We start from the raw sequence: 14,251 nt of genomic DNA, 5'->3' as shown, positions 1-14,251 counted from the left end.
AGCAATCGTCATAACAGCTTCACGCTCCCTCCCTAGCATGGCGGGCTTCCGTTCGCTCCCCGGCCGCCGCGCCTGCCCACCATGCTCTCTCCCCGCCATTCCCGTACCCTGATCGCCAGCCTGATCGGGGCCATGCTGCTGGCCGCCTGCGGCGGCAGCGACGACAACAACACCAACAACACGGGCGCATCGACCCCGCCGCTCGCCGTGCCGGCGGCCCCGAAAGACCTCGGTTTCGTCGATAGCGCGCCCGTGGCCGACCAGGCGGCGGTGCTGCCGTTCGTCGACTTCGCCTACACCAACCAGCGCGGGGATGCGCGCTACGCCACGAAGGACACCAACGCCGGCGTGCGCGTGCTGGGCGGCTTCCTCGACCTGTGGCAGCCCCGCTCGCTGATCGTCGATGCCGGCACCACCGCAGCGGCCAACGGCAGCTTCCCGGCCGTGGTGGCCTCGGACTGGACCGGCCTGCCCGGCGACGCCACCGACGGCACGATCCGCAACGCCGCCGTGCTCGCCGCCAACATCGACTACGTGGCCAGGGTGACCGCGCAGCGCACCGCCGCCCAGACGCTGGCCGCCTATCTCGACGACCGCCGGGGCAAGGCGTACAGCATCACCGACGGCATGGGCCCGCTGACCCCCGCATGGCGCACCGCCGCCCAGCAGACCACCACGATCACCGACATCGCCGCCGACGCCACGACCGTGCTCTACAACGACAGCGGCAACAACACCGGCGTGGCCGGCAGCGCCAACACGGCGTTCGGCACGGTGGTGGACTTCGTCAACAACATCGGCGAGAACGGCTCCACCGAACCGGCCAAACGCTTCTTCAAGTACGCGCGCCCGTGGCGCTGGAGCGCCAGCGTGCAGGTGGTGCCGGCGCTGGAACCGGCCAAGAGCCCCACGCCGGCCACCGATGGCGGCTATACCAGCGGCCACACCGCCGAAGCGGTGCGCGACGCCATCGCCATGGCCTACGTGGTGCCCGAGCGCTTCCAGGAGATGGTGGCGCGCGGCCTGGAACTCGGCGAGAACCGCATCCTCGCCGGCATGCACTCGCCGCTGGACGTGGTGAGCGGCCGCATGCTCGGCCAGGCCACGGCGGCGGCCAGCATCGCCACCGGCAACAATGCCGCCCGCAAGGACGCGGCCTACGCCCAGGCCCGCAGCACGCTGATGGCGGCGGCCAACGTCACCACCGACGCGGCGTTCCGTGACTTCGCGCATTCGGGCAGCACCGCCACCGACCGCTTTGCCGACTACGCCACCAACAAGGCCAACTACCTGCGCCGCATGACATTCGGCTTCGCGCCGATCGCCGATACGACGAAGCCGGCGGTGGTGCCGAAGGGGGCCGAGGTGCTGCTGGAGACGCGCCTGCCGTACCTGGACGCCGCCCAGCGCCGCGTGGTGCTGAAGACCACGGCCGTGGCGTCGGGCTACCCGGTGATGGACGATGCCGAAGGCTGGGGCCGCCTGAACCTGTTCGCCGCTGCCGATGGCTACGGCGCGTTCCGGGGCGACGTGGTGGTGAACATGGATGCCAGCCGTGGCGGTTTCCACGCGCTGGACACGTGGCGCAACGACATCGGCGGTGATGGCAAGCTGACCAAGCAGGGCACGGGCACGCTGCGCCTGGGCGGCCAGAACACCTACACGGGCGGCACGCAGGTGACGGCCGGCATGCTGCAGGCGGTCTCGGCCACGGCATTTGGCAAGGGAGAGGTCTATCTGGGCGGCGGTACGCTGGCGTCGAGCGCGGACGCGCAACTGGTCATCGCCGGCGCGTTCACGCAACTGGCCGACACCACGCTGCAACTCGACATCGGCAGCGGCGGCGCGGGGCGCCTCGCGGTCAGCGGCATCGCCACGGTGGCGGGCGGCACGCTGGCGGTGAACTTCCGCAGCGGCTTCCGTCCGTCGGTGGGCGACACCATCGCGCTGCTGAACTGCGGCAGCCTGCGTGGCCGCTTCACGACGATCTCGGTGCCGGGCTACAAGACCACGGCGGTCTACACCGAGACGGGCCTGTCGATCCGCATCGACGGCACGGCCTGAGGGAGCTGAGGGAGCTGAGGGAGCTGAGGGAGCTGAGGGAGCCTGAAGGGCTAGAACACGCCGAGCGCGAGGCCGGCCGCCAGGCCGGCGCCAAGCTCGGCGCAATGGTCCAGGTCGTCCTGGCCGATCTGTTTCGTGGCGAGGATGGCTTCCGGCGTCTGCGCCCTGGTGCAGACAATCAGCGTCGGCGCCACGCGGTTGAGGCGCCAGCCCGTGGCGATGCGCTCAAGCTGGCGCTGCGCGTTCTGGCCGTCACTGCCGGCGCAGATCATGGCCGCGTAGGGGCGGCCGTTCACGCGGTCCAGCACCGGGTAGTAGCAGCGGTCGAAAAAATCCTTCATCAGGCCGGACATCGCCGCCAGGTTCTCCGGCGTGGCGAACAGGTAGCCGTCGGCCGCGAGCACATCGGCGGCGCCGGCCTCGGTGGCGCGCAGCAGCCGGACGGCCACGCCCTCCTGCCCGCGCGCCGCCCGGGCCGCCGCCTCCGCCATCTGCGCCGTGCCCCCGGTCATCGTGTGATAGACGATCAACAAGGTCTTCATGGTGCGCCGACTCTACCATGTGGGACCGGGCGTGTTCAGCGCGCAGAGTCGAGCACCTCGCCTGCCGACTGCACGGCCTGGGCCTTGGTGTAGCTCTCGATCAGCAACTGGTAGGCCGGGAAGATCTTCGTGTAGACCTCGGCCCACTGCCGGGCATCGTCGCGATGCCAGGTCTGCTGGAGTTCGGAGGCCACGGCGGCGGTGTCCATCGGCACCACGCCGGCCTGCACCACGCGCGCCAGCGTGATCTCCTGGGCCATTTTCGAGTAGGTGCCGGACGCATCGACCACCGCGAACACCTTGTAGCCGTCGGCCACCGCGCTGATCGACGGAAAGGCCATGCAGACGCTGGTGATGGTACCGGCGATGATCAGCGTCTTCCGCCCGGTCTCCTTCACGGCGGCGACGAACTCGGGGTTGTCCCACGCGTTGATCTCGCCCCTGCGCGCCACATAGCGCGCGTGCGGCGCATTCTCATGGATTTCGGGAATCAGCGGGCCGTTGGGCCCCTGCGGCACGGACGCGGTGGTGATGACCGGCAGCTTGCAGAGCGTGGCCATCCGGGCCAGCGCCGCCGCGCGCTGGCGCAGTTCGGGCATCGGCATGTCGCCGATGGTCTGAAACAGGCCGCTCTGATGGTCGATCAGGAGCATCGCGGTATCGGAGGGGTCGATAACAGGACGCTGGCCGTTGAAGTTTGCCGGGCTGCTCATGGTGGTTCTCCTTGGAGGTGAGTGCGGACTCAGCATAGGCTGCCCGCGGCTTTGGCTGTAGACTCGGATTCACGCTCTCAGCGTCCTATTTCGTGAACGACAAACCCAGGCACGCATGCAAGATCTGAACGATCTCTACTACTACGTGGAGGCAGTGGAACATGGCGGCTTCGCGCCGGCCGGCCGTGCGCTGGGGGTGCCGAAGTCCAAGCTCAGCCGGCGCATCAGCCTGCTGGAGGAGCGGCTCGGCGTGCGGCTGATCCACCGCTCCACGCGCCAGTTCGCCATGACGGAGATCGGCCGCACCTACTACGAGCACTGCAAGGCGATGCTGGTGGAGGCGGAGGCGGCGCAGGACGCCATCGACATGACCCGCGCGGCGCCGCGCGGCATTGTGCGTGTGACGTGTCCGGTGGCGCTGCTGCAGGTTCACGTCGGCGCCATGCTGGCGGACTTCATGGTGCGCCACCCGCATGTGACGCTTCATCTGGAAGCGACCAACCGGCGCGTGGACCCGGTGGCGGAAGCGGTGGACGTGGCCATTCGCGTCCGGCCGCCGCCGCTGCAGGACAGCGACCTGGTCATCCGCGTGCTGGCCGAACGCACGCAATGCCTGTTCGCCAGCGCCGACCTCGTGCGGCAGCGTGGCCTGCCGCAACGCCCGGCGGACCTGGCCGACTGGCCGAGCCTGAGCCTGGGCGCGCCACAGGCCGAGCATGTCTGGCGACTATGCGGCCCCGATGGCGAGGCGGCGGACATCCGCCATCGGCCACGCTTCGTGACCGGCGACATGATCGCGCTGCGCACCGCCGCGCTGGCGGGGGTGGGCGTGGGACACCTGCCGGTGATGATGGTGTCGGCGCAGTTGGCCGAGGGTTCGCTGGTACGGCTGCTGCCGGAATGGGCGCCCCGGCCCGAAATCCTGCACGCGGTCTTCCCCTCCCGGCGCGGCCTGCTGCCGTCGGTCCGGGCGCTGGTGGACCATCTCGCCGAAGCGTTCGGGGCGCTGCGCGAAGCCTAGCGCCCCGGGCGCGGGACGGCGCGGGACGGCCCGGGCCGGCGCCGTCCCATCGGCGAAATCAGGGCGGCTTACTTGCTGCCCTTGACCGTGGTGTAGCTCGTGATCAGGTTGCGGTAGTCGGGAATGTGGTTCGAGAACAGCGTGCCGAGCCCCTCGATGTCATTGCGCCAGTCGCGGTGCAGCTCACACGCCACGCCGAACCAGCTCATCAGCTGCGCGCCGGCCTGGGTCATGCGCTGCCAGGCCGCGTCCCGCGTGATCGGGTTGAAGGTGCCGGAGGCATCGGTGACCACGAAGACGTCATAGCCTTCCTCGATGGCCGACAGTGCCGGGAAGGCGACGCAGACCTCGGTGACCACGCCGGCGATCAGCAGCTGCTTCTTGCCGGTGGCCTTCACGGCGGCGACGAAGTCGGCGTTGTCCCAGGCGTTGATCTGGCCGGGGCGCGGAATGAACGGCGCCTCGGGGAACATCGTCTTCAGTTCCGGGGCGAGCGGGCCGTTCGGGCCATCCTCGAAGCTCGTGGTCAGGACGGTGGGCAGGCCGAAGTATTTGGCACAGTCGGCCAGCGCCAGCACATTGTTCTTGAACTTGTCGGGTTCGATATCACGCACCAGCGACATCAGGCCGGCCTGATGGTCCACCAGCAGCACGGCGGCTTGGGACTTGTCCAGGCGGTTATACGTTTTGGTCATCATGCGCTCCAATGGAAGACCTGGGCCGGGCGGACGGGCATCCGCCCGGCGGGGGTAGCCCTGCGGGCCAGGCTCCGCCGCGAAACGGCGGCGTGAAGTCCACTGTAGGCGATCCATCGGCAGCGCGGCAGTCATGAAATGCGGATCGCAGCGTCCTGGCAAAGGAACGCTGCGCGGGACTGCCATCCAACCAGATCGGACCGATCAGACCAGATTGATCTCTATATGGATGTTGCCGGTGAGGGCCTTCGAGTACGGGCAGGTCTGGTGGGCCGTCTCCACCAGCGCCTGCGCCACATCGCGCGGCACGCCCGGCAGGCTCACGTTCAGGCGCGCCTGCAGCAGGTAGGCATCGCCGGCCTTGCCGAGGTCCACTTCGGCGTCCACGGCGGTATCGCCCGGCAGTTGCACCTTGCGGGCCTTGGCCGCAATGCCCATGGCGCCGATGAAGCACGCGGACCATCCGGCGGCCAGCAGCTGTTCCGGGTTGGTGCCGATGCCGCGGGTGCCCGGCGAGGCCAGCTTGATGTCCAGCCGGCCGTCGTCGCTGCGTGCCGCGCCGTCACGGCCGCCGGAGGTGATGTGGACCTTGCCGGTGTACAGGACGTTTTCGATACGGGTCATGTCGTTTTCCAGTTTGCGGGTTGAAATGCGTGGATCCAGTCGGGCGGATCAGGTGAATCAGGTGAATCAGGTGAATCAGGCGAATCAGGCGTAGGCGCCGTCGAGGTAGGGGTCGACCGTGCGTGCCGGGTCGGCGGAGACGCCGGTGCGGTCCAGGCCGGCCACGATGCGGGCGCCGTCCGTGTACGGATCGACATTACGGGCGCCATCGGTGAACGGGTCGACGTTGCGGGCGCCGTCGCTGTACGGGCTGCGGGCGTCCTGCACGGAGCGGGCACCGTCGCTGTACGGGTTGCGCGGCTCCTGCACCGAGCGGGCACCGTCGGTGTAGACATCACGGGCGCCGGTCACGGCGGCTTGGGCGCCGGCAGCGGCGGCAACGAGGGCGACGGCGAGAACGAGGCGCTTGGCGATGGAGGTCATGATCGTATTTCCTTGAAGTTTGGGTTCGGTAGTCATTCAGGTATTGCGAGGCGGGTTGCGGTGCGTCTGGTTTGTTCGCTTGCCGCGCTGCCACGGAATGCATTTAAGTCGACGGACGTATCGCGCCCGTAGCGATTTGGGGGCCTTACTGTCAGGGCACGTATCGCTGCGGGAGCCAGATACAAAGGCGTACAAAAAGGGGGCGGGACGGAGGGGGGAGGACCCCGATCCGGCGGGATTCGGGTGACGGGAACGGACCAAAGCGGGCAAATCGGACGCTACCGGGCCGATCGGCGAGCCCGCCGGCCGCCGCCATGTATCACTCTGTATCTGGCGACGGCCTCGCCACAGTGGCATACGCCCAGCCGCGCTGGCGACACATCGGCGATATGCGCAGCGGGTCTGATCGAGGCAAGCCAATCTTCCTACCGGATGCCAATCATGACCCTGCTGATACTTGCCTATATAGGTGGCGCACTCACCATCCTGAGCCCGTGCATCCTGCCGGTGCTGCCCTTCGTGTTCGCCCGCGCCGGCCAGCCCTTCGTGCGCAGCACGCTGCCGATGCTGGCCGGCATGGCGCTGACCTTTGCCGCCGTGGCCTCGCTGGCCTCGGTGGGCGGCGCCTGGGTGGTGCAGGCCAATCAGGTGGGGCGCTACGCCGCGCTGGTCCTGCTCACGATCTTCGGCGCGAGCCTGCTGCTGCCCGCACTGGCGGACCGGCTGGCCAGACCCGTGGTGGCACTCGGCAACCGGCTGGCCGGTGATGGCGACACCTCCACGGTATGGCGCTCGCTGCTGCTCGGCGTAGCCACCGGCATGCTCTGGGCGCCCTGCGCCGGGCCGATCCTTGGCCTGGTGCTGACCGGCGCGGCGCTCAATGGCGCCAGCGTGGAGACGTCGCTGCTGCTGGCCGCCTACGCGGCGGGTGCTGCCAGCTCGCTGGCCGTGGCGCTGGGCATCGGCGGCCGGGTCTTTGCGGCGATGAAGCGGTCGATGGGCGCCGGCGAGTGGCTGCGGCGCGGCCTGGGCGTGGGCGTGCTGGCTGGCGTGGCGATCATCGGCACCGGCACGGACACCGGACTGCTGGCGCGGCTGTCGGCCGGTAGCACCACCGGAATCGAACAGGCGCTGCTCAATGCGGTGGAAAAGGCCCGCGACATGCCGTCGCAGGCCGCAAAAAACGGCGCTAATGCCGCCAATACCGCTAATACCGCTAGCAACGCCAACCACACCAATGACGGCATGCTGCTGGCCGCCAACGACGTCCGCGTGGGCTTCCCGGGCGGTGTGCCGGGTGCCTTGCCCCCGCTGCCGGTCGAAGGCCGCCTGCCGGCGCTGGATGGCGCGGTGCAATGGCTCAACTCGGCCCCGATCACCCGGGAGCAGTTGCAGGGCAAGGTCACGCTGGTCTACTTCTGGACCTATTCCTGCATCAACTGCATCCGCTCCCTGCCCTACCTGCGCGCCTGGGCGGACAAGTACAAGGACCAGGGCCTGACCGTGATCGGCGTGCATACGCCGGAGTTCGCGTTCGAGAAGCAGCCCGAGAACGTGCGCCGTGCGGTGGCGGACTTCCGCATCGGCTTCCCGGTGGCCATCGACAGCAATTACAAGATCTGGCAAGCCTTCGACAACAGCTACTGGCCGGCGGCGTATTTCGTGGATGGTCGCGGCAATATCCGCCATCACCAGTTCGGCGAAGGTGGCTATGCAACGTCGGAACGTGTGATTCAGGCGTTACTTGCAGAGGCCGGCGACAAGTCGGTGGCCAGCGGGCTGGTCGCCCCGGAGGCGCGCGGCGCGCAGGCCATGCCGGACCTGAACAACGTGCGGTCGGGCGAGACCTATGTCGGCTACCAGCAGGCTACCAACTTCGCCTCCCCCGGCGGCCTGCGGCCCGATGCGGCGCGCGACTACACGGTCGGCAAGCTGGACCTGAACAGCTGGGGGCTGTCTGGCCGCTGGACCGTGGGAGCGGAGCAAGCGACACTTGACCGGGCCAACGGCACCATCGCCTATCGCTTCCATGCGCGCGACCTGCACCTTGTGCTCGGCCCGGCAGCGAATGGCCAGGCGGTGCGCTTCCAGGTGACCATCGACGGCAAGCCGCCTGGCACCAGCCATGGCGCGGACACCGACGAGAATGGCAATGGCGCGGTCACGCAAACCCGGCTCTACCAGCTGGTGCGGCAGGCGGGCGAAGTTGGCGACCACACGTTCGAGATCCGCTTCCTCGATCCGGGCGTGCAGGCTTATGCGTTCACCTTCGGCTGATGGTGGAATAGCAACGTAATCGTCACTTTCGCGGGGCTTCCCCGCGCATGCGGTAAACTACGCCCCGTTCTGCCGGCCGGGGCGCCGCTGCATCCAGCCCCTCCCAGCATCATTTGCCCGGCAAACACCCCTCTGCTTCACCTTCGCTCCGGGGACTGCGCCGCCCATCGCGCGCAGCCGCCCGGTCATTGACCTGCGCCCCCCATCGGAGACCTATCCGGGAACCCTTCCGGGAACCCGTCGGCGACCCATCGGGGACCGCGCGCAGGACTGAATCCCTCAGGCAGTTTGTCTGACTCCACCCTCCCGGGGCACGCGTGCGTGTGCCGCGGGCGGATCCGTTTTCCGGAGGACAACGCAATGAAGAAGCCAGCCAGCCTTTGGCTGCTTGCGGCCGGGCTCCTGCCCGTCGCCGCCCACGCCGCACCGGGCGTGACCCTGTACGGCATCGTCAGCTCGGCGGTGCGCTATACGTCGAACATCGACGGTCATCACAACGACCAGGCCGCGCTGGTCTCGGGCGGCATGGTCGGCAGCCGCTGGGGCCTGAAGGGCGATGAAGACCTGGGCGGCGGCCAGCACGCCATCTTCCAGCTGGAAAGCGGCTTCGCCAGCGACGACGGCCGCACCGCCTACAACGCGCTGTTCGGCCGGCAGGCCTGGGTGGGCCTGAGCGGCGACTGGGGCAGCCTGACCTTCGGCCGCCAGTACAACGCCCTCAACAACATCGGCTGGGCGTTCGACCCGCTCGACCAGGGCTGGGGCAATTTCTGGTCCGATCCGCTCTACATCGGCGGGGACATCTTCTTCCAGGATTACCGCATCGACAACAGCGTGGTCTACCAGCGCACCGTGGGGCCGTTCTCCGTGCAGCTGGACTACGGCGCCGGCGAGCAGGCCGGCAGCATGGGGCGCGGCACCACGCTCGGCGGCGGGGTGAAATACCAGCAGGGCCCGGTGGTGCTCGGCGTGGCCTACGACCAGCGCCGCAGCGACGATGGCGCCAACACGCTACGCAACTACTCGGTGGGGGGCTCCTACGCGTTCGGCAAGGCTACGGCCTACCTCGGCCACATGGGCCGGCGCGAGTCCGCCGGCGACGCGCGCTTCGCCATCTCGTTCGTCGGGCTCGGCTACCAGCTCACGCCGGCGTTTCACGTCTCGGGCGCCTATTACCGCTACCAGCAGTCTGGCAACGTGACCACGCAGTTCCAGGACACCCCGGTGCGGCTGGGCGGCGGCAACGCGGACAGCATCGCGCTGGTGGGCGACTACGCGCTCTCCAAACGCACCAGCGTCTATGTGGAGGCGGATATCGTGCATGCGCGCGGCGGCGCGGTGGGGCGGGAGACCGAATACTGGGCCGGCACGCCGGCCACGGATGTGGACGACACCACCCGCATCGGCGTGATGGTGGGCATGCGACACCATTTCTGAAGCCGCGCTATCATCGCCCGCTCCGTCCGTTAAACCTCTGTTCAACCTGGGAGCCGGCGATGACCGCGAACATGGACACCATCGAGATCAAGGCGTTTCTGCCGGCGCGGGATTTCGACCTGTCGAAGCGCTTCTACCTCGACCTCGGCTTCACGGAGGCCTGGGGCAGCGACGAGATGGCCTACCTGCACGCCGGGCGCTCAAGCTTCCTGCTGACGCGCTTCTACGAGAAGCCGTTCGCCGAGAACCTGATGATGTCGCTGCTGGTGGTGGATGTGGAGGCCTGGTGGCAGCACGTGGTGACCCAGGACCTGGGCGCGCGCTACGGCGTGCGCGTGAACCCGCCCGAGGACCGGCCCTGGGGCATGCGCGACTTCACGATTGACGATCCGTCCGGGGTGCTGTGGCGGATCGGCCAGTCCATCGACCAGCCGGCCTGACGGCTGTCTTGGCTCCCTTCCTTCCGCTTTACGCTTATGTCTTCGATACTTACTCCCCGCGAGCCCGGCGACGCCGCCTACTACCAGCTTCTGGCCGATAGCTACCAGCGGCTGCTGGGCCGCGCACTGGTGCCGGAGCCGATGCCGGCCACCAAGGCGGCCCGCTGGCTCTACGAGGAAGCGCCGTTCGCGATACTCGCCCACAACACCGCGCCCGATCCGGTCTTCGTCTACGGCAACCTGGCCGCCCAGCAGCGTTTCGAGTACGACTGGGCGGCCATCACGCGGCTGCCGTCCCGGCTGTCTGCCGAGCCACCCAATCAGGCCGAGCGGCAGGCGTTCCTGGCGCGCGTGCAGCGCGTGGGCTACGAAACCGGCTACACCGGCGTGCGCATCACCCGCACCGGCAAGCGCTTCATGATCGAGGAAGCCACCCTGTGGCAGCTGATCGACGCCGACGGCGTGCTGCATGGGCAGGCGGTGATCATTCCCCGGACGCGCGACCTGTAGGGACGCGCCGTGACCTTGATTTGCGCGTGACTTTGGCGTGCCCTGAACGTCACTTGACCGGCGAGACCAGCGGCGCGCCCTTCCGGACCACATAGGTCGCCAGCTCCGATGCCTTGCCACGCCCCACGTTCTTCGCCACGTGCGCGGTGCCGTCCGGGATGAACAGCGCCTCGCCGGCCTTCAGCGTCACCGGCGCGCGGCCCTCCAGCTGGTATTCGAGTTCGCCCGCCAGCACGTAGGCGATTTCCTCGCCCGGATGGGCATGCTTGATCGAGACGGCGCCCGGATCGAAGTCCACCCGCACCTGCACGGCTTCGCGCCCCGGCGTGCTCAGGTCGCTCTGCACCAGGTCCGTACGGTGGAGGCCGACGTTCTGGGCGTGCGCGGCCTGAAAGAGCCCCGCGCCGATCAGCAGGGCGGCGGCGGCAAGGGTGCGGCTGGAGGTACGGGCGGGGGTGCGGGTGGAGGTCATGAGAAGCCTTTGCGATGCAGTGGAGGGAGTCGCCATTGCATCGCGCCGGTGTGTGGCGCGTGTATCGGGCCGGGGGCGGTTCTGTATGCCGGTGTACGAACGCCGGGCGCCGATACGCGGCGATACAATGGCCCCCACGCCCGCACCGCTGCGGGCCGGCACCCTCCCCCAACGTAGGTTCCCGACTCCAACCCCATGACCGTAGACAAGCCACTCCTGGACGCCTTCGCCCCGACCGGCGTGCTGCGTGCCGCGATCAACCTGGGCAATCCGATTCTTGCGCACCGCGTTGACGTTCCCGCCGCTGGCGGCGCCGGCGGCGCTGGCGGCGTATCCGTGGACCTGGCCGGCGCGCTGGCCGAGCGGCTGGGCGTGAAGCTCGAGCTGGTGGTGGTGGAAACCGCCGGGAAGTCGGTCGATCTGGTGGCGAACGAGCAGGCCGACATCGGCTTCTTCGCCATCGACCCCAAGCGCGGCGCCAGCATCGCCTTCACCGAGCCCTACGTGCTGATCGAGGGCTACTACCTCGTGCATAACGACTCGCCGGTGCACACCAACGCGGACGTGGACCACGCCGGCACCCGGGTGGTGGTCGGCAAGGGCAGCGCCTACGACCTGTTCCTGTCCCGCGAACTCCAGCATGCAGAGATCGTGCATGCGCCGTCGTCGCAGGAGGTGGTGCGCACCTTCCTCGAACAGGATCTCGACGTGGCCGCCGGGGTCCGCCAGCAGCTGGAGGCCGATATCCGGGGCCTGCCCAACCTGCGCCTGCTGGACGAGCGCTTCATGGTGATTCGTCAGGCGATGGGTGTGCCGAAGTCTCGCGGCGACGCGGCGGCGTCCTTCCTGGCGTCGTTTGTCGAGGAGCGCAAGGCGTCCGGCGCGGTGGCGGCGGCGCTGCAGAAGCACCACATCCACGGCGCGACCGTGGCGCCTCTGGCGGGGGGCTGAGCCCTCATCGACACACAGCGACGCTCAGCGAGGACTCGTCGCCCGCGCTGTCTCCCTTCTTTGCGCCTTCAGCAGCGGCGGGCGTGGCGTCCGCGCTGCGCTTCGTCCGGGTTCGCTTGGTGGTGGGCTCGTTGGTTGGCATTCGAGGGATGTGCTTAGCGGATGGCAATACATCATTATTACATTGTCCGCATTCCGTCCCACCTGCCCCCTCACCCCCCGAACAACTTCGCCGGCACCGTCACCAGCGCCGGGAACACCACCATCAGGAACATGATGGCGAACTCGGCGATCATGAACGGCACCACGCCCCGGGTGACCTCGTCCATCTTCATGCGTCCCACGCCGGCCACCACGTTCAGTACCGTGCCCACGGGCGGCGTGACCAGTCCGATCGAGTTGTTGATGATGAACATCACCCCGAAGTACACGGGATCGATGCCGGCTGCCTTGATCACGGGCATCAGCACCGGGGTCAGGATCAGGATGGTCGGCGTCATGTCCATGGCCGTGCCGACGATCATCACCAGCACCATGATCGCTGCCATCAGCAGGATCTTGTTGCCCATGAACGGCTGGAGCAGCTCCACCACCTTGGACGGCAGGTCCGCCACCGTGATCAGCCAGGCGCTGACCATGGCCGCCGCGATCAGGAACATGACCACGGCGCTGGTCTTGGCCGCCGTGACGAAGATGCCGCGCAACTGGGCGAAGCTCAGCTCGCGGTAAACCACCATCGACACGAACAGGGCATACGCCGCCGCCACCACGGCGGCCTCCGTGGGCGTGAACACGCCCATGCGCAGCCCGACCAGGATGATCACCGGCAGCATCAACGCCCACAGCGCATGGCGGAACGCCGCCAGGATCTCCGTGCGCGACTTGCGCGGCGGCGGCTCCAGGTGCTCGCGCCGCGCCAGCCAGGCCCAGGTGAGCCACAGCGCCACGCCGATCAGCAAACCCGGCACGATGGCAGCGAGGAACAGCTTGGAGATGGACACGTTGGCGGCCACGCCAAAGATCACCAGCCCGATGCTTGGCGGAATCACGGGCCCGATCACGCCCGTGGCGGCAATCAGCCCGCCCGCCGTTTCCTTCTTGTGGCCGGCGCTGACCATCATCGGCAGCAGCAGCGCGGTCAGCGCGGCGGCGTCCGCCACGGCCGAGCCGGAGAGCGCCGACAGCAGGCACCCGGCCATGATGGTGACGTAGCCCAGCCCGCCCTTGATATGCCCGACCAGCGCCAGCGCCAGATCGACAATGCGGCGCGACAGCCCGCCCACGTTCATGATCTCGCCAGCCAGCATGAAGAACGGCACTGCCAGCAGCGGGAAGCTGTCGGCGCCGCCGATCACGTTCTGCGCCAGGATCTGGGCGTCGAACATGTCCAGGTGCCACATCAGCGCCACGCCGCTGGCCAGCAGCGCGAAGGCGATCGGCATGCCGATCAGCATGGCGCCCAGCAGCGAGCCGATAAAGACGGTGATGGTCATGCGCGCCTCCCGGTGCTGCCGAGGTCCGCGGCATCCACCGCGTCCGCCTGGTCGAGAATCTGCTTCATCTGTACCGCTTCCTCGGACTCCTGCACCATGACCAGTTCGTCCTCGGCGAGCCTCCCGGACAGCAGGCGCCAGAGATCCAGGGCGATGATGACGCCCGCGAGCACCGAGAACACGATGCCGGCGGCGTACACAATCGCCATCGAGGCGCCGGTCACCGGGGCCGTCACGTCGAGATTGATGACCGCCTGGTCCCAGCTGCCCTTGCACAGCAGCACCACGATATAGAGCATCAGTACCTGGCTGACCACCAGGCAGACCTTCTTGCCCCAGGCAGGCAGCTTGCCGACCAGCATGTCCACCCCCAGGTGCCCGCGTTCCTTGAGGGCGATGACCGCCCCCAGGAACGTGAGCCAGATGAACATCCAGCGCGACACCTCCTCCGACACCGTAATGCCCGAGTTGAAGCCATAGCGCAGCACCACATTGCCGAACACCAGTACCACCATCACCGCGAGCAGCAGGGCGATGCCGGCCTCCAGCACGCGGCAGATTCCATCGATCAGGCGACCCATGATGACCC

At 68.3% G+C, this 14,251-nt stretch carries 15 protein-coding genes; 7 read left to right on the top strand and 8 right to left on the bottom strand.

Going from position 1 to position 14,251, the window contains the following annotated elements; all coding sequences use genetic code 11:
* The first annotated feature begins 81 nt into the window (after nt 1-81).
* Nucleotides 82-2,064: a phosphatase PAP2 family protein gene (locus AB4120_RS08295; protein ID WP_149138732.1), complete on the top strand. Its 1,983-nt coding sequence runs from the start codon at nt 82-84 to the stop codon at nt 2,062-2,064.
* A 50-nt stretch (nt 2,065-2,114) separates the two neighbouring features.
* Here the strand turns inward: AB4120_RS08295 and AB4120_RS08290 are convergent, their stop codons facing one another.
* Together AB4120_RS08290 and AB4120_RS08285 are read right to left on the bottom strand one after the other, a co-directional pair.
* Nucleotides 2,115-2,606 (bottom strand): flavodoxin family protein, encoded by a 492-nt coding sequence (locus AB4120_RS08290; protein WP_144199985.1) that lies wholly within the window; start codon nt 2,604-2,606, stop codon nt 2,115-2,117.
* Nucleotides 2,607-2,641: 35 nt separating this feature from the next.
* Nucleotides 2,642-3,319, bottom strand: a complete 678-nt coding sequence (locus AB4120_RS08285) for a hydrolase (protein ID WP_149138731.1) — start codon at nt 3,317-3,319, stop codon at nt 2,642-2,644.
* 115 nt (nt 3,320-3,434) lie between these two features.
* On the opposite strand from AB4120_RS08285, the gene AB4120_RS08280 reads away from it, so the two are divergent.
* On the top strand, nt 3,435-4,340 hold the full coding sequence (locus tag AB4120_RS08280) for a LysR family transcriptional regulator (RefSeq protein WP_149138730.1): 906 nt from the start codon (nt 3,435-3,437) through the stop codon (nt 4,338-4,340).
* A gap of 68 nt (nt 4,341-4,408) precedes the next feature.
* Here AB4120_RS08280 and ycaC read toward each other — a convergent pair whose 3' ends face one another.
* The 3 genes from ycaC to AB4120_RS08265 form a co-directional block, all read right to left on the bottom strand.
* Nucleotides 4,409-5,035: an isochorismate family cysteine hydrolase YcaC gene (gene ycaC / locus AB4120_RS08275; protein WP_149139372.1), complete on the bottom strand. Its 627-nt coding sequence runs from the start codon at nt 5,033-5,035 to the stop codon at nt 4,409-4,411.
* A gap of 204 nt (nt 5,036-5,239) precedes the next feature.
* Nucleotides 5,240-5,659: an organic hydroperoxide resistance protein gene (locus tag AB4120_RS08270; RefSeq protein WP_149138729.1), complete on the bottom strand. Its 420-nt coding sequence runs from the start codon at nt 5,657-5,659 to the stop codon at nt 5,240-5,242.
* A gap of 84 nt (nt 5,660-5,743) precedes the next feature.
* Nucleotides 5,744-6,085 (bottom strand): hydroxyquinol 1,2-dioxygenase, encoded by a 342-nt coding sequence (locus tag AB4120_RS08265; protein WP_144200079.1) that lies wholly within the window; start codon nt 6,083-6,085, stop codon nt 5,744-5,746.
* Between the two features lie 438 nt (nt 6,086-6,523).
* Between AB4120_RS08265 and AB4120_RS08260 the strand changes: the two genes are divergently transcribed.
* The 4 genes from AB4120_RS08260 to AB4120_RS08245 all read left to right on the top strand — a co-directional run bounded on the left by AB4120_RS08260 (nt 6,524) and on the right by AB4120_RS08245 (nt 10,746).
* Nucleotides 6,524-8,359, top strand: coding sequence for a cytochrome c biogenesis protein DipZ (locus AB4120_RS08260; RefSeq protein ID WP_441642136.1), 1,836 nt, complete (start codon nt 6,524-6,526; stop codon nt 8,357-8,359).
* A 360-nt stretch (nt 8,360-8,719) separates the two neighbouring features.
* The gene (locus AB4120_RS08255; RefSeq protein WP_441642135.1) at nt 8,720-9,796 is read left to right on the top strand and encodes a porin; all 1,077 of its coding nucleotides are present in this window, start codon (nt 8,720-8,722) and stop codon (nt 9,794-9,796) included.
* 59 nt (nt 9,797-9,855) lie between these two features.
* Nucleotides 9,856-10,236 (top strand): VOC family protein, encoded by a 381-nt coding sequence (locus AB4120_RS08250; RefSeq protein ID WP_149138727.1) that lies wholly within the window; start codon nt 9,856-9,858, stop codon nt 10,234-10,236.
* A 36-nt stretch (nt 10,237-10,272) separates the two neighbouring features.
* Nucleotides 10,273-10,746, top strand: coding sequence for an MEKHLA domain-containing protein (locus tag AB4120_RS08245; protein WP_149138726.1), 474 nt, complete (start codon nt 10,273-10,275; stop codon nt 10,744-10,746).
* A gap of 49 nt (nt 10,747-10,795) precedes the next feature.
* On the opposite strand, the gene AB4120_RS08240 is transcribed toward AB4120_RS08245, so the two are convergent.
* Nucleotides 10,796-11,218, bottom strand: coding sequence for a cupin domain-containing protein (locus tag AB4120_RS08240; protein WP_149139371.1), 423 nt, complete (start codon nt 11,216-11,218; stop codon nt 10,796-10,798).
* Between the two features lie 195 nt (nt 11,219-11,413).
* Here AB4120_RS08240 and AB4120_RS08235 point away from each other — a divergent pair, with 195 nt between their 5' ends.
* A complete protein-coding gene (locus AB4120_RS08235; RefSeq protein ID WP_441642134.1) occupies nt 11,414-12,169 on the top strand; it encodes an ABC transporter substrate-binding protein in 756 nt (251 codons plus the stop codon).
* Between the two features lie 212 nt (nt 12,170-12,381).
* Here AB4120_RS08235 and AB4120_RS08230 read toward each other — a convergent pair whose 3' ends face one another.
* Together AB4120_RS08230 and AB4120_RS08225 are read right to left on the bottom strand one after the other, a co-directional pair.
* On the bottom strand, nt 12,382-13,662 hold the full coding sequence (locus AB4120_RS08230; RefSeq protein WP_441642133.1) for a TRAP transporter large permease subunit: 1,281 nt from the start codon (nt 13,660-13,662) through the stop codon (nt 12,382-12,384).
* On the bottom strand, nt 13,659-14,243 hold the full coding sequence (locus AB4120_RS08225) for a TRAP transporter small permease (RefSeq protein ID WP_441642132.1): 585 nt from the start codon (nt 14,241-14,243) through the stop codon (nt 13,659-13,661). Before AB4120_RS08225 ends, AB4120_RS08230 begins: the two co-directional genes overlap by 4 nt.
* Nucleotides 14,244-14,251 lie beyond the last annotated feature (8 nt).

The sequence above is a fragment of the Cupriavidus sp. 2KB_3 genome, assembly GCF_052115685.1.
GTDB classification, from domain to species: Bacteria; Pseudomonadota; Gammaproteobacteria; order Burkholderiales; family Burkholderiaceae; genus Cupriavidus; species Cupriavidus campinensis.
The sequence above is the reverse complement of the archived record's forward strand: the minus strand, read 5'-3'. Positions and strand labels throughout refer to the sequence as shown.